The sequence below is a fragment of the Halomonas sp. M4R1S46 genome (assembly GCF_025725685.1).
In the GTDB taxonomy this organism is placed as follows: Bacteria; Pseudomonadota; Gammaproteobacteria; order Pseudomonadales; family Halomonadaceae; genus Halomonas.
Genome location: NZ_CP107008.1, coordinates 884,778 through 900,553 on the forward strand (window position 1 = coordinate 884,778; position 15,776 = coordinate 900,553).

The following is a 15,776-nucleotide window of genomic DNA, read 5'->3' on the forward strand; positions in this document are numbered from 1 at the left end:
CCGGTCGCGAGACGGCGGGAGTGCCGCTGGCCCCTGTCGCCCGGGCGGTGGCCCACCACGTGGAGCGGCGGGCCTTCCTGCACAAGCGCCGCACGGCGATGTTCCTCGGTCGGGCGGCGGGCAGGCCGCCGGGCCGTCCGCCATTAGGGGCGGCCCCGCACCGCCATCACCACCCCGGTGATGGCCACGGCCATGCCGATCAGCGAGAGTGCCGGGAGCCGCTCATCGAACAGCCACCAGGCCTCCAGGGCGGTGGCCGGCGGCACCAGGTAGAAGAGGCTCGCCACCCGGGAGGCCTCGCCGCGCTCGATCAGGGTCATCAGCAGCAGGATGGCGCTGATCGACAGCACCAGCACCAGCCAGCCCAGCGTCAGCAGGAAGGTCGGCGTCCAGTCGATCGCCCGGGTCTCGAAGGTCAGGGCACCCAGTCCCAGCAGTGCGCCGGCGCCCAGATACTGCGCCACGGTACCGCCCAGCAGCGGCATGCCGGCGCAGAAGTGCTTCTGGTAGAGCGTGCCCAGCGAGATCCCCACCAGTGCCACCACCACGGCGCCCAGGGCCGCCACGCCGAACCCCGCGAAGAGGGCCGTGCCCGGGTCCCGCTTGCCGCCCAGCACCAGGGCGACCCCGACCAGCCCGACCACTAGCCCCAGCCACTGCCGAGGCACCAGCCGCTCGCCCAGCAGCGGGCCCGAGAGGGCCGCCGTGAGCAAGGGCTGTAGCCCCACCAGCAGCGAGGCCAGGCCGGCCGGCATGCCCAGCTCGATGCCGTAGAAGACCCCGCCCAGGTAGGCGCCATGCACCAGCAGGCCGGAGACGGCGGCATGCCCCCAGAGCGCGGGACTGCGCGGCCAGTCGCCGCCCAGCAGGATCACCAGTGGCACCAGCAGCAACAGGGTCAGGACGAAGCGAACGGACAGGAAGGTGAAGGGTTCGGCGTAGGGCAGGCCGAACTTGGCCCCGATGAAGCCGGTGCTCCACAGGGCGACGAACAGCAGGGGCATGGCGGCCAGCCAGGCTCGCCGGTGACGTTCCATTGTCATGAGAGGCACTTGGCGCGAGGGACGAGGAGGCATCATCGCGGGAATGGGCACAGCTGGCCAGTCCACCAATGGTGCAAGTCTTACAAACCGTAACATCTTCGTGGTGAACCCTTGGGGGGAATGCCCGTCACAGGGAGGCATTCACCGACGCATCCCAACGTAATTTTGGAGGTATTCATGCAACGATTCACCGCCCTGTTCTCCGCGGCCCTGCTCAGTGCCGGCCTGATGGGCTCCCTGGCCCATGCACAGGAGGACACCGCCGGCACCGCCGAGCAGGCGCCGGCCGAGGCCCAGGCGCAGAACTTCTCCGATGCCCAGCTGCAGAAGTTCGCCGATGCCTCCAAGGAAATCGCCGTGATCTCCCAGGACTACACCACGCAACTGCAGGAAGCCGAGGGCGACGAGGCACAGCAAGAGGTGCGCCAGGAGGCCAACGAGAAGATGGTCGAGGCGGTGGAAAACAGCGGTCTCGAGGTGGATACCTTCAATGCCATCGGACAGGCGATCCAGCAGGACCCCGAGCTGATGCAGCGCGTGCAGAAGATGGCCCAGGGTAGCGCCGAAGGCCAGGGTTCCTGAGGCGAGTGCCCGGCCATGCCCGGGCCGACGGTAACCATCGAGAAGGCCACCCCACGGGGTGGCCTTCTCGTGTCTGGGCCGGACGACTGGCTGGGGGCGATGCCTTTCAAGCCTGGCCTTAGGTCAGGCGGGGTGACGCTTCCCGATCCTCGCGCAACCACCCCGACAGCAGGGCGACGGCAAGCCCCAGGCCGGCGAAGAGCAGGAAGGTGGTGCCATGGCCCCCTTTCCCGATCAACCAGCCGGCCAGCGGGGAACCGGCGACCTGCCCGACCGAGGTGGCGAGCAGGGGCCACACCGGCCCCAATGAGGGAGCATCGACCATGATCTGGATGCTCCGGACCAGGTAGAAGCCGGTCAGCGTCATGTAGCCGGCGCCGAACAGCGCCGCGGAGGCCAGGGCCAGGGGAAAGTGTCCGGGGGCGACGGCCAGCAGCGCGATCGCGGCGGCCATGACCATCAGGCCGGCGGCATGGCTGAGGGCCGGCCCAAGGCGCGAGATGAGGTCGCCGGCGCCAGCGCCCGTCAGCCCCCCGATGCCGACCGCCAGCCACATCCAGGCGGTCTGGCGTGGCAGCAGTCCCCCGGCGGTGATCACCGCGTCGGGGGCGAACACCCAGTAGGCAGCGCTGACGCAGCCCATGAGCCCGGCCAGGCCACTCAGCCGGATGACCCCCCGCCATTGCGTCCGGCTCGCCTGTGGGACCTCTGATCGGGACCGCGAGGCCGTGGCAAGGCGGTTGCCTCGAGGCAGATATAACAGGGCGGCCAGGGCGCCCGGCGCCGCCAGGGCCGCGAACCCGATATAGGCGCTTCGCCAGGCGTCCGCCCAGACCAGCACGGCGGGCATGGCCAGCGCGATCCCCAGGCTGGTGCCCGCATTGATGGTGGCGTTGACCCGGCCGCGCAGAGCGGGTGGGACGACCCGATGCACCGTCTCGGCCATGACCGGCGAGGACAGTCCGGTACTGATCCCGCACGTCAGCACGCCGGCGGCGAGGATCAGCGGCACTGGCGCATAGGCGATGGTCAGCAGTCCGGTCGTGGCGAGGCCGGCGGCGGTCACCGCGGTGGCCCGAACGCCGAGGTGACGCGTGAGTCGGGGAGCGGCCAGGATCGCAACGACGAAGCTCAGGAAGGGCAGGGCGCCAATCACCCCGGCCATGCTCGGCGAGATCACCAGCTCCTCGCGAATCGCGGGCAGGAAGAGCCCGAACACGAAGCGGGCCAGCCCGTAGGTGATGGCGATGAGCCCGCTGCCGAGGGTCGCCATGCCAAGCGGAGTCAGGGGCCTCATGGGTGGTGGCTCCGGGCGACGGCGAGCAGGGCATCGATCACTCTCCGGGTATCGGGTAGGGCCGTCTGCGGCCCCAGCAGGGCCACCGTCGTGTTGCTGCCCTCCAGCACCACGAAGAGCCGTCGCGCCAGTCCGTCCTCATGGCCCAGCCCGTCGCGTGCCACGGCCGCCTCGATGTGGGCCAGCAGGTCGGCCTTGGCGGCGGCCGCCAGGGCATGCAGCTCGGCATTGTGCTCGGCGAACTCGCCCATGGCCTTGGCCATGATGCAGCCATGCTGGCTGTGAAGCTCGAGCCAGCGGCCATGGGCATCGACCAGGGCCTCCGTCGCGCTGCCCGGGGGAGCCTTCGCCGTCGCCGCCTCGAGGCTGGCGATGAAGCGCGCATGTCGCGCCTGAAGGACGGCTGCCACCAAGGCCTCCTTGGAGGCAAAGTGGTTGTAGAGGGTCATGCGCACCACTCCGGCCGCGGCCACGATGCGGTCGATGCCGGTGGCATGGAAACCATGCTCATAGAAGAGTTGCTCGGCCGTGGCGAGCAGTTGGTCGCGCTTGGATGCTGGCATCGTCGTGCTCCTATGTAGACCGTTCTATCTAAATACGCCTCGCTCGGTCGCGTCAAGTGCTTTCATGAATCAGACAGGGTTGGCGCTGTGACGCGAGGCCAAGTCGACGATGGGGTGGTCAAGGCCAGCGGCGTTGTCCAGGCGTGGCCCACGTCCGGCTTTACAGCGGGGGTGGGGCATTACAGACTGGGCACATCCTCAACGCGCGGGAGCAAGGGCATGGACGTGGAACTGCTGGAGATCCGCCAACACCTGGGGCGCTTCCCGCCCTTCGAGGGGCTCTCCGACGAGCTGCTGGACGAGGTGGCCAGCCAGGTCGAGGTGGCCTATTTCAAGGCGGGCACGGATATCCTCACCCTGGGGCAGGAGCTGCACGAGCTGTGCTATATCCGCAGCGGCGCCGTGGAGGTCTTCCGGCGCGGCGGCGAGCTCTACAACCGCCGTGGCGAGGGCGACATCTTCGGCCAGTTCAGTCTGTTACGGAACCATCGGGTCCATTATCCCGTTCGGGCGATGGAAGACACCCTCATCTATTTCATTCCCGAGGCGGTCTTCCATCATCTCTGCCAGGCGGACGAGAACTTCGCCGAATTCGTCGAGCTGCTGCGTCCCCGGCTCGAGAGTGCGGTGGAGCAGCAGAAGAAGAACAACGACATGATGATCACCCGGGTACGCAAGCTGGTCACGCGCTACCCGGTGATGGTGGAAGCCTCCACCACGGTGCAGGAGGCGGCCCGCCAGATCACCGACTACCAGGCCTCGGCGGTGCTGGTGCTGGATGCCCCGGGCGACAATCCCCGCTATACCTTCCGTGACAGCGAGAACCGCGCCTGGCAGCTGCGCGGCATCCTCACCGACAGCGACTTCCGGAAACGGGTGGTGGCCGAAGGGCGCTCGCCGGACACCCCGGTCGGCGAGGTGATCGGCGGCAGCGTCATCGCCATCCAGTCCGACGAGTCGGTGCACGAGGCCATGCTGTGCATGCTGCGCAACAACATCCATCACCTGCCGGTCATGTATCGTCGCCGGCCGGTGGGCATCGTGCACCTCTCCGACATCATCCGCTACGAGACCCAGAGCAGCCTCTATCTGGTCAGCAATATCTTCCACCAACCCAGCGTGGAGGGGCTTGCCCGGCTGGCGCCGGACGTCAGCGGGGCCTTCGTGCGGATGGTCGAGGAGGGGGCCGACTCGCGGATGGTGGGCAGCGCCCTGTCGACCATCGGGCGCAGCTTCACCCGCCGCCTGCTGGAGCTGGCCGAGGACCGCCTGGGGCCCCCTCCGGTGCCCTACTGCTTCATGGCCCTGGGGTCCATGGCGCGCAACGAGCAGTCCATCGTTACCGATCAGGACAATGCCCTGGTACTATCCGATGACTTCGTCCCGGAGCAGCACGATGGCTACTTCCGCGAGATGGCGAAGATCGTCAGCGATGGCCTCGACGCCTGTGGCTACCCGTACTGCAAGGGCGACATCATGGCCACCAACGAGCAATGGCGTCAGCCGCTGTCGGTGTGGAAGCGCTACTTCACCGAGTGGATCGAGCAACCCAGCCCCGAGCGGCTGCTGCACAGCTCGATCTTCTTCGACCTGGACTCGGTCCATGGCGAGAACGTCCTGGTCGAGCAACTGCAGGACCTGGTGGCGCAGAAGGCCGCGACCCATCCGCTGTTCCTGGCGGCCATGGCCCGCAATGCCCTCAATCGGACGCCGCCGCTGGGCTTCTTCCGCACCTTCGTGATGGAGAAGGATGGCAAGCACAACAACTCGATCAACCTCAAGCGTCGTGGCACCGCCCCCATGGTCGACCTGATCCGGGTGCATGCGCTGGCCTGTGGCTCCAGCGCCCAGAACAGCTTCGACCGTCTCGACGACATCGACCGCACCCAGCTGCTCGCCCCCGGGGTCAGCGACCGGCTGCGCTATGCCCTGGAGTTCCTGTCGATGTCGCGCATCCACCATCAGGTGTTCGACATCCAGCATGATCAGACGCCGGACAACAATATCGAGCCCGAGAACGTCACCAGCTCCGAGCGCCACAACCTCAAGGATGCCTTCCAGGTCCTGAGTCATGCCCAGAAGTTCCTCAAGTTCCGCTACCCGATGCCCTCACGGGCCAAGTGAACGAGGCCTTCTGGATGCTGATACGCCCCCGCAGGACGCAGATCCCTGACTGGACGAGCTATCTGGCGAGCCGGGCCGGTGTCGCCCGGGACAGGCGTCTGGCGCGGTTCTTCGCCGCCGGCGCCCCGGCGCCGGAGACGCCCATCGCCGAGGCACCGCTGGTGGCGCTGGACATGGAGACCACGGGCCTCGACCCCCGGCGCAACTCCATCGTCAGCATCGGGCTGGTGCCCTTCACGCTGGAACGTAGCTTCCTCCGTGAGCGCCGCTACTGGATCGTGCGGCCGAGGCGAACCTTGAATGCCAAGTCCGTGACCTTTCATCACATCACCCACGCCGATATCGCCGGGGCGCCGGAGTTCGACGATATCCTGGAGGACCTGCTCGATGCCCTGGCCGGCCGTCTCGTGGTGGTGCATTACCGGCATATCGAGCGGCCCTTCCTCAACGTGGCCATCAAGGCTCGGCTCGGCGAGGGGGTGAAGTTCCCGGTGATCGACACCATGTCCCTGGAGGCGCGCATCCATCGCCAGTCGCTGCTGGCCCGCTTCAAGCGCTGGATCGGACACCCTCCGGCCTCCATCCGTCTCTACGACAGCCGGGCCCGCTATGGCCTGCCGCCCTACCAGGGACACCATGCGCTGACCGATGCGCTGGCCACCGCGGAACTGCTGCAGGCCCAGATCGCCCACCAGTACAGTCCCGAGACGCCGGTGGGCACGATCTGGAGCTGATCAGTAATCGATGCCGCGGCGCGCCTCGAGGCCGGCATTGAAGCCGTGTCGCAGCTCCTGCATCTCGGTGACGGTGTCGGCCATGGTCAGCAGGTCCCGGTGGGCGTTGCGCCCGGTGACGATCACCGTCTGCTCGGCCGGCCGCTGCTCCAGTGCGCGCTTGACCGTGGCGATATCCAGGTAGCCGAACTTGAGCATGTAGGTGATCTCGTCGAGCACCACCAGGTAGACCTCGGGGTCGGCGAGCAGGCGTTCGGCCTCGGCCCAGACCGCCCGGCAGGCCTGGGTGTCGGCCTCGCGGTTCTGGGTCTCCCAGGTGAAGCCGGTGGCCATGATCACCACCTCCAGGCGGGGGTCCTCGGCCAGGCGCTCGCGCTCGCCGCACTCCCAGACGCCCTTGATGAACTGCACCACCCCCACCCGGTAGCCGTAGCCCAGGGCGCGGGTCACGGTGCCCCAGGCGGCGGTGGTCTTGCCCTTGCCGTTGCCGGTGAACACCAGCAGCTGGCCGCGCTGCTCGGTGGCCCGGGCCACCCTGTCGTCGACGTGGGACTTGAGTTTCTGCATGGCCTGGCGGTGGCGGGTCTCGCGGTCGCTCATCTCGACTCCCGGTGCGGTACCTGAAAGGGGCAGCTTACGCCAGCTGTCCCCCGTCGTCAGCCACCCCGGCGCCGCGCCTCCATGCGTGACAGAAAGACCGCCATGATGCGCTCGTAGAGGGCGGGCCCCAGCACCGCATCCTCGATGCCGGCGTCCACGTTGGGGTTGTCGTTGACCTCGATCACCAGCACCCGGTCACCGACCTGCTTGAGGTCGACGCCATAGAAGCCCCGGCCGATCAGCCGCGTGGCGCGAAGCGCCGTCCGGACCACCGCCGCGGGGACCTCCTCGGGGGCATGAGTGGTGAAGCCGCCGCTCCTCACCCCCTTCGCGGAATGATCGTAGATCTGCCAGTGGCCCCGAGCCATGTAGTAGCGGCTGGCGAACAGCACCTGCCCGTCCAGCACGCCGATGCGCCAGTCGAACTCGGTAGGCAGCCATTCCTGGAGCAGCAGCAGCGCCGAGTCGGCGAACAGCCGTGAGGCCTCCTGGACGAGGGCCTCGCCGGAGGCGATCTTGACCACGCCCCGCGAGAACGAGCCGTCGGGCACCTTGAGCACCTGGGGGAAGCGCAGCGACGCGGCCAGTGCCGGCAGGCCGTTGCGGTCGCCGCGCCGCAGCAGGATGCCCTGCGGGGCGGGCACGCCCCGGGCCCGAAGCAGGGCGTGCAGGTAGACCTTGTTGGTACAGCGCAGGATGTCCTCCGAGGCATCGATGACCACCAGGCCCTCGTGCTCGGCCTGGCGGGCCAGGCGCCAGGTGTGGTGGTCCAGGGCCGTCGTCTCGCGGATGAACAGGCCATCGAACTCGGCCAGCCGGCCCGCGTCGCGGCGGGTGATCAGGGAGACGTCGATGCCCTGGCGGCGACCGGCCCGGATGAAGGCCTTGAGGGCGCCGCGATTGCTGGGCGGCAGCACCTCCTCCGGGTTGACCAGGATCGCCAGGTCGAAGCGATAGCGGCGTCGTGCTCGCGGCGTGCGCCAGACCTGGCGGGAGTGACGATTGAGGGCCCGGGCGAAGAGATCCTGTTCCTCCCCCTCGAGGTCGCGCAGCCGGCACGGCTTGACCCGCGCCACCCGCCAGTGCCCCCGGCGGCGCTCCAGGCGCACCTCGAGCAGCGGGCAGGGCAGGCGCTCGAAGAGCCGCCGGGCGAGCCGCTCGAGCGCCGGGACCCGGCATTCGCCGAACAGCACCCGCAGGGTATGGACATCGCCGGCCAGGGCATCCTGGCGTGACAGCTCGTCCAGCAGGGGGGCCAGGGGCGCCAGCTGCAGGTCGGTCGTGGCCTTGCGTGACAGGGCGTTGAGGGTGTCGACGCCGGGCCGGACCCGCAGCCCCCGGGCCTGGGCCAGCAGCGAGACGTAATAGCCGGTGCCCAGGTAATCGAGCTCGCTGCACAGGTTGATGACATGGCCGCCGCGGTCGCGGAGGGCCTCCCCCGGCAGGCCTGGCCGGGCGTCCAGGGCGAGGAAGGCGTCGGCGGCCATCAGGTCGTCGCTGGGATGGTAGGGCAGCCAGTCGTCGAGGCGGTCGACGACGATACGCAGAGAACACATGGGGACGTGACCTGGCAGGGAAACGGCCTCAGCATGCGCCTGAGGCAATTGGCAGGCAAGACGCTACATAAGTGAAAATATTTCATGCAAAGAGCCACTGACAGGCGCCCATGGGCTCGCCAGAATCCGGACAGGCCTACCGAATCGAGTCGACCCCTTGATGATCCTGCGCCCCGCGAAGACCCGCGACCTCGCCGCGCTCTACCGTCTCGAGCAGGTCGCCTTCAGCGGCGACCGCTTCAGCCGGCGCCAGCTCTGGCACCTGCTCAATCGTGCCAATGCCCTGACCCTGGTGGCCGAGGCGGCCGACGGCCGGCTGCTGGGTTACGGGACCCTGCTGTTCCGCCACGGCAGCGGCCGGGCGCGGCTGTACTCCTTCTGCGTGCACCCCGAGGCCCGCGGCGGCGGCCTGGGGCGCCGCATGCTGCAGTGGCTCGAGGACGCCGCCGGCCGGCGTGGCTGCGACTGGCTGGTACTGGAGGTACGGGCCGACAACACGCCCGCCCTGGCGCTGTACCACGGCATGGGCTTCGCCCCCTCGGACTGGCTGGGGGACTACTACGAGGATGGCTGTGCCGGCTGGCGCATGGTCAAGCCGCTGGGCCTGGCCCAGGCGGGCTAGCGGGATCCCGCCGGTCGCCGGGGAGGGGCGGTCGAGCGTCAGCCCGGCAGGTTCCTAGGCGACGGCGTCCCGGGCCATTAGAATGGCGACAACTCTACCACCGGGAAGCCCCCATGCCCTCCTTCGACATCGTCTCCGAATTCGACAAGCATGAAGCCAGCAACGCCGTCGACCAGGCCAACCGCGAGCTGCAGGGCCGCTTCGACTTCAAGGGCGTCACCGCGAGCTTCGAACTCAGCGGCGAGAGCGTTTCCCTGGAGGCCGAGGTGGACTTCCAGCTGCGCCAGATGCTCGACGTGCTGCGCAACAAGTTGATCGCCCGGGGGATCGACCCGCGCTGCATGGATGTCCAGGAGCCGGAGCTCTCCGGGGTCCGCGCCCGCCAGACGGTGGTGCTCAAGCAGGGCCTGGAGCAGAAGGAAGCCAAGGACATCGTCAAGCGCATCAAGGACACCAAGCTCAAGGTCCAGGCCCAGATCCAGGGCGAGCAGGTGCGGGTCACCGGCAAGAAGCGCGACGACCTGCAGCGCGTCATGGCCCTGCTCAAGGGCGAGGAAGGCCCCGACCTGCCCCTGCAGTTCAACAACTTCCGCGACTGACCCGGGCGGCAGTTGACCTCGGTCAAGGCCGCGGCGGGTGGCCTTGAAAACCTCGCCGGCGCCACCAATTCTGTTAGTGCCGCAAGGCAATCATCGCTTGTGCTCTGCGTCACGTTGAACGAGGAGGTGGCGTATGGACCTGCAGAAATTCTCTCCCTGGAACTGGTTCCGCAGCGAGGGCCATGATGCGCCGGCCGCCGGCGAGGCCCGTGGCGGTGAGCTGGCACCGCTCACCAACATGCACCAGGAACTCGACCGCTGGATGGACGGCATGATGCGCCAGTTCGGCATGCCCCCCCTGGCCACGCGGTTCGGCGAGATGCCGGAACTGCTGCGCCCGCGACTGGATATCGCCGAGCGCGACCAGGACTACCTGATCACCGTCGAGGTGCCCGGCGTCGAGGAGAAGGACATCAAGCTGAGCCTGGATGACAATCGCCTGGTCATCGAGGGCGAGAAGCGCCAGGAGACCACCAGCCAGGAGGATCGTTACCAGCGGGTGGAGCGCTCCTACGGCAGCTTCCGTCGCCTGCTCGACCTGCCCGCGGATGCCCGGCTCGACGGCATCGAGGCCGCCTTCGACAAGGGCGTGCTCAAGGTCACCGTCCCGCGCAGCGGCGAGGCCAGGGGCTCTCGCCGGGAGATCCCCATCAACGGCTGAGGCCCGCGGCGGGCGCCCCTCGACGCCCGCCGCGGCGTCGCCCGCCATAGGCCCGACTTGCCGTGGTCATTGACGAAGGTCATTGGCAGGCGGTGGGGCGATGCGCTTCAATGAGGGTGACGCGCCTTCGTCGCCACAGGGAGTGAGCGCCCGATGTCCCACGCACGCCGTGCCGCTTTCATGACCCTGGCCGGAATCAGCTTCCTGCTGGGCGTGATCGGCGCCTTCCTGCCCCTGCTGCCCACCACCTGCTTCATGCTGCTGGCGGTCTGGTCGGCCTCCAGGGGCTCGCCACGCTTCGCCGGCTGGATCCGTCGCCATCCGCGCTTCGGGCCGGCGGTGACGGCCTGGGAAGGGGAGCGGGCGATTCCTCGCCATGCCAAGTGGCTGGCCGGCGCCATGCTGGTCGTCTCGATGCTGGTGCTGGCCCTCACCGTCGGCCAGCTGTGGCTGAAGCTGGGGTTGATCGCCGGACTCACGCTGGTGGGCCTGTGGATCGTCACCCGGCCGGAGCCTGTCGCCGAGTCCTGAGGGGCTGCCGCCGTCACCACTTTGAGGTTCGGGCTGGGAGCGCCGTACAATGGCCGGCAATTCTCGACAGGAGCCATCCTCGATGTCCGAACCGCAACCGATCTACCTGAGCGACTACCGTGCTCCCGCCTACCGGGTCAGCCACGCCGAGCTGACCTTCGACCTCGACCCCGCCGCCACCCGCGTCAAGGCCCGCCTGCACCTCGAGCGTCACCCCGAGCGGCAGGCCGGCGAGCCGCTGGAGCTCGACGGTGAGCAGCTCGACCTCAAGGCCATCGCCATCGACGGCCAGCCCCTGGGGGCGGACGAGTATGCGCTCACCGAGCGTGGCCTGCGGGTGGAACGCGTGCCGGAGCGCTTCCTGCTGGATACCGAGGTGGAGGTCGCCCCCGAGGACAACACCGCCCTCGAGGGGCTCTACCAGTCGAGCGGCATGTTCTGCACTCAATGCGAGGCCGAGGGCTTCCGGCGCATCACCTTCTACCCCGACCGCCCGGACGTCATGGCCACCTTCTCGACCACGGTGATCGGCGATGCCGCGAGCCTGCCGGTGCTGCTCTCCAACGGCAACCCGGTGGAACGAGGCAGCCTGCCGGGCGAGCGTCACTTCGTGACCTGGGAGGATCCCCACCCCAAGCCCAGCTATCTGTTCGCCCTGGTGGCCGGCGACCTGAAGAAGGTCGAGGACCGCTTCACCACCCTGAGCGGCCGTGAGGTCACCCTGCAGATCTGGGTCGAGGAAGAGAACCTAGGCAAGACCGACCATGCCATGGCCTCCCTCAAGCGCGCCATGCGCTGGGACGAGGAGACCTACGGCCGGGAATACGACCTCGACCTGTTCATGATCGTGGCGGTCAACGACTTCAACATGGGCGCCATGGAGAACAAGGGGCTCAACATCTTCAACTCGGCGGCGGTGCTGACCCATCCCCGGACCGCCACCGATGCCGCCTTCCAGCGGGTCGAGGGCATCGTCGCCCACGAGTACTTCCATAACTGGTCGGGCAACCGGGTGACCTGCCGCGACTGGTTCCAGCTGTCGCTCAAGGAAGGCTTCACCGTCTTCCGCGACCAGTGTTTCTCGGCGGATACCAACTCGGCGCCGGTCAAGCGCATCGAGGAGGTCTCCTTCTTCCGCACCGCCCAGTTCGCCGAGGATGCCGGGCCCACCGCCCATCCGGTGCGGCCGGATCATTACATCGAGATCGGCAACTTCTACACCCTGACCATCTACGAGAAGGGCGCCGAGATCGTGCGCATGCTGCGCAACCTGGTGGGCTGGGAGGCCTTCCGCCGCGGCGCCGACCGCTACTTCGCGCGCTTCGACGGCCAGGCGGTGACCATCGAGGACTTCGTGGGCTGCATGGCGGAGGCCTCCGGCCAGGACCTCGACCAGTTCATGCGCTGGTACTCCCAGGCCGGCACCCCGGAGATCGATGCCCACGGCGACTATGACTACGCCAATGGGGTCTATCGCCTGGTGCTGCGCCAGCGCACCCCGGCCACGCCGGGCCAGCCCGACAAGCAGGCGCTGCACATCCCGGTCCGCCTGGGTCTGGTCGGTACCAAGACCGGGCGCGACCTGGCGCTGACCCTGGACGGCGAGGCGCTGGGGCGCGATGCGGTGATCCACCTGCGCGAGGATGAGCAGGAGTTCGTCTTCACCGACGTGGAGGAGGCCCCGGTGCCGTCGCTGCTGCGCGGCTTCTCGGCGCCGGTCAAGCTGCACTTCCCCTATTCCCGGGAGGACCTGGCCTTCCTGCTGGCCAACGACAGCGATGGCTTCAACCGCTGGGACGCCGGCCAGCGCCTGGCGCTGCTGGCCCTCGACGACCTCATCGCCGCCCATCGCAACGGCGTGGAGAAGGTCATGGACCCGCGGGTGGTGGAGGCCTTCCGGGCCCTGCTCTATACCGACACCGACGACAAGGCGGTGCTCGCCGAGATGCTGACCCTGCCCTCCGAGGCCTGTATCGCCGAGCAGCAGCCGCTGGTCGACGTCGATGCCATCCACGCGGCCCGTCACTTCGTCAAGCAGTCCCTGGCGCTGGCGCTGCGCGACGACTTCCTGCGGGTCTACGAGGCAAACCGTCTCGACGTGCCCTACGCGCCCGAGCCCGAGCAGATCGGCGCGCGCAGCCTGAAGAACGTCGCCCTGTCCTACCTGATGAGCATCGAGGACGAGGAGGGCATCGAGCTGACCCGTCGCCAGTTCGAGGCGGACCACAACATGACCGACGTGCGCCAGGCCCTGACCCTGCTGACCCACAGCAGCCGCGGCGACCTCGCGGACCCGGCGCTGCGGGCCTTCGGCGAGAAGTGGGCTCACGACCCGCTGGTCATGGACCAGTGGTTCAGCATCCAGGTGACGCGCCCGCAGTCGGATGCCCTGGATCGGGTCAAGTTCCTGATGGACCACCCGGCGTTCTCGCTGACCAACCCCAACAAGGTGCGGGCCTTGATCGGCGCCTTCGCCCAGAACCGGGTCAATTTCCACCGCCTCGACGGCGAGGGCTACAAGCTGCTGGCCGACGTGGTCATCGAACTCAACCGCCTGAACCCGGAGATCGCCGCGCGGCTGGTCACGCCGCTGACCCGCTGGCAGCGCTTCGACGAGGCGCGCCAGGCCCTGATGAAGGCCGAGCTCGAGCGTATCCGCGGCGAGGCGCTCTCGCCCAATGTCTATGAAGTGATCGAGAAGGCGCTGGCCTGACCCGTCGGCCCTCCCCGGACACGACGACGCCGCCCCACGGGGCGGCGTCGTCGTGTCGGCCCGGCCGCCTAGTGAATCAGCCAGCTCAGCACGGTCGCCCCCAGGAAGGCCCAGATCAACGCGACGATGATCGCCTGGCGCATGATCGCGCGCAGGGCCTTCCACAGCAGCCAGAGGCCGAAGGCCAGCACCAGCAGGCTGAGCAGCGTAGGGGCGATGCCGAGGGTGTCGGAGGTGCCCTGGATGAAGCCGCTCACGGCATCGTCGAGGCCGTCGAAGAAGCCGAGCAGGGCGTCGACGAGGTAGCGGATGAACTGGCCGAAGGCCTGGCCGATGAAGTCGAAGGCGTCTTGCATGGCGTCTGGGGTCCTGTGGCAGCAGGGGGGCGGTGGCAGGCTGGCCGCCGGTCCCGGGATCAAGGTTCAAGTATCGCGACAAGGCTTCCCGCAAGGCAAGGCGGGGGCTCAGCCCAGTTGGCTGGTTCGCGAGGCGATGCCGGCCTCTTCCGCGGCGCTGTCGGCGAGCGCCCGGCCCGCCTCGTCGTAGACGTGGAAGACGGCGTGGGCGCCGAGCTCGCGGATCGGCTCGATCTCCTCGGGGAACTCCACCACCGCGGTGATCCGCCCTTGGAAGCGGCGCGAGCGCAGCTGCTTGAGGGCGAAGAGGTTGCCGGAATGGTGGGGCATGGCCAACACCACCATGCGCACGTCCGGCGACATCAGCAGCTTGTCCCAGAAGTCGGAATCCACGGCATCCCCCTCCAGCACGTTGAAGCCGCGGGCGGTGAGGCGCTTGACGCTCTTGGGGTTGCTGTCGATGCCCAGCACCTGCAGCCCGTATTCCTTCTGCAGGCGGCGATAGACGCTGCGCCCGATGCGGCCCATGCCCAGTACCACCGCCTCGGCATCGCCGACCTCGATGGGCCGATCGCTGGGCGAGAGTTCGCTGATGTCGATGGGCGGCAGGCGCGGTTCCACCCAGCGGTAGATCCGCTCGCTGAAGCCGTTGAGGATCGCCGAGGCGCCGAAGCTCAGGGCCACCGCCAGCGACAGCACCACCAGCCAGCTGGCTGGCAGCCAGCCGTTGCTGGCGGCGATGGCGCCCACGATCAGGCCGAATTCCGAATAGTTGGTCAGGCTCAGCGTCGACAGCACCGAGGTCCGGTGGCGCATGCGAAAGCGCAGGAAGACCCACTGATAGAGCAGGCTCTTGAGCGGCAGCAGGAGCATCAGCAGCAGGGCGATGCCGAGCAGTTCCCAGTCGGGCATCGCGGTGAGGCCGAGGCTCAGGAAGAAGCCCACCAGCAGCAGCTCCTTGAGGCTGAACATCGAGCGGGCCAGGGTCTGGGCGGCGGGGTGGGGGGCCAGCAGCATGCCGATGATCAGGGCGCCAAGATCGCCCTTGACGCCCAGCGACTCGAACAGCGCGTAGCCCAGCACCAGGGCCAGCAGCATGCCGAACAGCATCTGCATCTCGCCGTGTCCCAGGCGGTCGAGCAGGGCGCGCAGGGCCGGCGCCAGGGGGATCAACAGCACCAGGGCCAGGGCCCAGGGGCTCGGCAGGGAGCCGGTGGAGGCGGTGAGGAAGACCACCGCGAAGATGTCCTGCATGATCAGCACGCCGATGGCCAGGCGGCCATAGGCGGTCTGGGTCTCGCTGCGCTTTTCCAGTACCTTGACCACGAAGACCGTGCTGGAGAAGGACAGCGCGAAGCCCAGCAGGGCCAGGGTCCGCCAGCCGGTATCCGCCAGCAGCGGCAGGCCCAGCCACTTGAGCAGCGAGAACAGGCCCACCATCGACAGCGTCGAGGCGAGCATGTGCAGTGAGGCGCCTCCCCAGACGTCGTTGCGCAGCAGGGTGCGGATGTCCAGCTTGAGGCCGATGCTGAACAGCAGCAGCGTGACCCCCACATCGGCCAGGATGTCGAGGAGTGGCGTGGCATCATATCCCAGGGCATTGAGCACGAAGCCGCCGGCCAGGAACCCCACCAGGGGCGGCAGGCGAAGGCTCATGGCGGTCAGGCCGCCGAGGAAGGCCGCGAGTATGAAGGCCGGATCGATCATGACGTCTCCCTGTGCCGGATGTCCCGGGAAGACGGATAGTGTAAGGAAGTCATAAAGTGAATGGCATTCATCTTTTCATCTTGCCGGC

The 15,776-nt window shown here is 68.2% G+C and carries 15 protein-coding genes; 8 read left to right on the forward strand and 7 right to left on the reverse strand.

Annotated elements, in window-relative coordinates:
• Positions 1 to 143: 143 nt before the first annotated feature.
• The gene (locus tag OCT48_RS04195) at positions 144 to 1,043 is read right to left on the reverse strand and encodes a DMT family transporter (RefSeq protein WP_263591476.1); all 900 of its coding nucleotides are present in this window, start codon (positions 1,041 to 1,043) and stop codon (positions 144 to 146) included.
• 177 nt (positions 1,044 to 1,220) lie between these two features.
• Between OCT48_RS04195 and OCT48_RS04200 the strand changes: the two genes are divergently transcribed.
• Positions 1,221 to 1,625 carry a DUF4168 domain-containing protein gene (locus OCT48_RS04200; RefSeq protein WP_263591477.1) on the forward strand — a complete coding sequence of 135 codons (405 nt, stop codon included), beginning with the start codon at positions 1,221 to 1,223 and terminating at the stop codon, positions 1,623 to 1,625.
• Positions 1,626 to 1,743: 118 nt separating this feature from the next.
• Here the strand turns inward: OCT48_RS04200 and OCT48_RS04205 are convergent, their stop codons facing one another.
• Together OCT48_RS04205 and OCT48_RS04210 are read right to left on the reverse strand one after the other, a co-directional pair.
• On the reverse strand, positions 1,744 to 2,922 hold the full coding sequence (locus tag OCT48_RS04205) for an MFS transporter (protein ID WP_263591478.1): 1,179 nt from the start codon (positions 2,920 to 2,922) through the stop codon (positions 1,744 to 1,746).
• Complete coding sequence (locus OCT48_RS04210) at positions 2,919 to 3,485, reverse strand: TetR/AcrR family transcriptional regulator (RefSeq protein ID WP_263591479.1); 567 nt, start codon at positions 3,483 to 3,485, stop codon at positions 2,919 to 2,921. Before OCT48_RS04210 ends, OCT48_RS04205 begins: the two co-directional genes overlap by 4 nt.
• 219 nt (positions 3,486 to 3,704) lie before the next feature.
• Here OCT48_RS04210 and OCT48_RS04215 point away from each other — a divergent pair, with 219 nt between their 5' ends.
• Both OCT48_RS04215 and OCT48_RS04220 read left to right on the forward strand, forming a co-directional pair.
• Positions 3,705 to 5,609, forward strand: coding sequence for a DUF294 nucleotidyltransferase-like domain-containing protein (locus tag OCT48_RS04215; RefSeq protein WP_263591480.1), 1,905 nt, complete (start codon positions 3,705 to 3,707; stop codon positions 5,607 to 5,609).
• 14 nt (positions 5,610 to 5,623) lie between these two features.
• Positions 5,624 to 6,343, forward strand: coding sequence for a 3'-5' exonuclease (locus tag OCT48_RS04220; protein WP_263591481.1), 720 nt, complete (start codon positions 5,624 to 5,626; stop codon positions 6,341 to 6,343).
• Here OCT48_RS04220 and cobO read toward each other — a convergent pair whose 3' ends face one another.
• On the reverse strand, positions 6,344 to 6,943 hold the full coding sequence (gene cobO, locus OCT48_RS04225) for a cob(I)yrinic acid a,c-diamide adenosyltransferase (protein WP_263591482.1): 600 nt from the start codon (positions 6,941 to 6,943) through the stop codon (positions 6,344 to 6,346).
• A gap of 56 nt (positions 6,944 to 6,999) precedes the next feature.
• A complete protein-coding gene (locus OCT48_RS04230; RefSeq protein WP_263591483.1) occupies positions 7,000 to 8,499 on the reverse strand; it encodes a RimK family protein in 1,500 nt (499 codons plus the stop codon).
• Positions 8,500 to 8,659: 160 nt separating this feature from the next.
• Here OCT48_RS04230 and OCT48_RS04235 point away from each other — a divergent pair, with 160 nt between their 5' ends.
• The 5 genes from OCT48_RS04235 to pepN all read left to right on the forward strand — a co-directional run bounded on the left by OCT48_RS04235 (position 8,660) and on the right by pepN (position 13,625).
• Positions 8,660 to 9,121 carry a GNAT family N-acetyltransferase gene (locus OCT48_RS04235; RefSeq protein WP_263591484.1) on the forward strand — a complete coding sequence of 154 codons (462 nt, stop codon included), beginning with the start codon at positions 8,660 to 8,662 and terminating at the stop codon, positions 9,119 to 9,121.
• A gap of 113 nt (positions 9,122 to 9,234) precedes the next feature.
• Positions 9,235 to 9,720 (forward strand): YajQ family cyclic di-GMP-binding protein, encoded by a 486-nt coding sequence (locus OCT48_RS04240; RefSeq protein WP_263591485.1) that lies wholly within the window; start codon positions 9,235 to 9,237, stop codon positions 9,718 to 9,720.
• 133 nt (positions 9,721 to 9,853) lie between these two features.
• Positions 9,854 to 10,381 carry an Hsp20/alpha crystallin family protein gene (locus tag OCT48_RS04245; protein ID WP_263591486.1) on the forward strand — a complete coding sequence of 176 codons (528 nt, stop codon included), beginning with the start codon at positions 9,854 to 9,856 and terminating at the stop codon, positions 10,379 to 10,381.
• Positions 10,382 to 10,534: 153 nt separating this feature from the next.
• The gene (locus OCT48_RS04250) at positions 10,535 to 10,912 is read left to right on the forward strand and encodes a YbaN family protein (protein ID WP_263591487.1); all 378 of its coding nucleotides are present in this window, start codon (positions 10,535 to 10,537) and stop codon (positions 10,910 to 10,912) included.
• An 82-nt stretch (positions 10,913 to 10,994) separates the two neighbouring features.
• Positions 10,995 to 13,625 (forward strand): aminopeptidase N, encoded by a 2,631-nt coding sequence (gene pepN, locus OCT48_RS04255; protein ID WP_263591488.1) that lies wholly within the window; start codon positions 10,995 to 10,997, stop codon positions 13,623 to 13,625.
• Positions 13,626 to 13,693: 68 nt separating this feature from the next.
• Here pepN and OCT48_RS04260 read toward each other — a convergent pair whose 3' ends face one another.
• Both OCT48_RS04260 and OCT48_RS04265 read right to left on the reverse strand, forming a co-directional pair.
• The gene (locus OCT48_RS04260) at positions 13,694 to 13,981 is read right to left on the reverse strand and encodes a hypothetical protein (RefSeq protein ID WP_263591489.1); all 288 of its coding nucleotides are present in this window, start codon (positions 13,979 to 13,981) and stop codon (positions 13,694 to 13,696) included.
• A gap of 108 nt (positions 13,982 to 14,089) precedes the next feature.
• The gene (locus tag OCT48_RS04265; RefSeq protein ID WP_263591490.1) at positions 14,090 to 15,688 is read right to left on the reverse strand and encodes a cation:proton antiporter family protein; all 1,599 of its coding nucleotides are present in this window, start codon (positions 15,686 to 15,688) and stop codon (positions 14,090 to 14,092) included.
• Between the last annotated feature and the right edge of the window lie 88 nt (positions 15,689 to 15,776).

Bases quoted from the DNA above. Each gene is read 5' to 3' on its own strand.
- OCT48_RS04245 (WP_263591486.1), top strand. From the start codon at position 9,854: ATGGACCTGCAGAAATTCTCTCCCTGGAACTGGTTCCGCAGCGAGGGC.
- OCT48_RS04210 (WP_263591479.1), bottom strand. From the start codon at position 3,485: ATGCCAGCATCCAAGCGCGACCAACTGCTCGCCACGGCCGAGCAACTC.
- OCT48_RS04240 (WP_263591485.1), top strand. From the start codon at position 9,235: ATGCCCTCCTTCGACATCGTCTCCGAATTCGACAAGCATGAAGCCAGC.
- OCT48_RS04230 (WP_263591483.1), bottom strand. From the start codon at position 8,499: ATGTGTTCTCTGCGTATCGTCGTCGACCGCCTCGACGACTGGCTGCCC.
- OCT48_RS04235 (WP_263591484.1), top strand. From the start codon at position 8,660: ATGATCCTGCGCCCCGCGAAGACCCGCGACCTCGCCGCGCTCTACCGT.
- OCT48_RS04265 (WP_263591490.1), bottom strand. From the start codon at position 15,688: ATGATCGATCCGGCCTTCATACTCGCGGCCTTCCTCGGCGGCCTGACC.
- OCT48_RS04250 (WP_263591487.1), top strand. From the start codon at position 10,535: ATGTCCCACGCACGCCGTGCCGCTTTCATGACCCTGGCCGGAATCAGC.
- OCT48_RS04200 (WP_263591477.1), top strand. From the start codon at position 1,221: ATGCAACGATTCACCGCCCTGTTCTCCGCGGCCCTGCTCAGTGCCGGC.
- OCT48_RS04205 (WP_263591478.1), bottom strand. From the start codon at position 2,922: ATGAGGCCCCTGACTCCGCTTGGCATGGCGACCCTCGGCAGCGGGCTC.
- pepN (WP_263591488.1), top strand. From the start codon at position 10,995: ATGTCCGAACCGCAACCGATCTACCTGAGCGACTACCGTGCTCCCGCC.
- OCT48_RS04220 (WP_263591481.1), top strand. From the start codon at position 5,624: ATGCTGATACGCCCCCGCAGGACGCAGATCCCTGACTGGACGAGCTAT.
- OCT48_RS04215 (WP_263591480.1), top strand. From the start codon at position 3,705: ATGGACGTGGAACTGCTGGAGATCCGCCAACACCTGGGGCGCTTCCCG.
- OCT48_RS04195 (WP_263591476.1), bottom strand. From the start codon at position 1,043: ATGACAATGGAACGTCACCGGCGAGCCTGGCTGGCCGCCATGCCCCTG.
- OCT48_RS04260 (WP_263591489.1), bottom strand. From the start codon at position 13,981: ATGCAAGACGCCTTCGACTTCATCGGCCAGGCCTTCGGCCAGTTCATC.
- cobO (WP_263591482.1), bottom strand. From the start codon at position 6,943: ATGAGCGACCGCGAGACCCGCCACCGCCAGGCCATGCAGAAACTCAAG.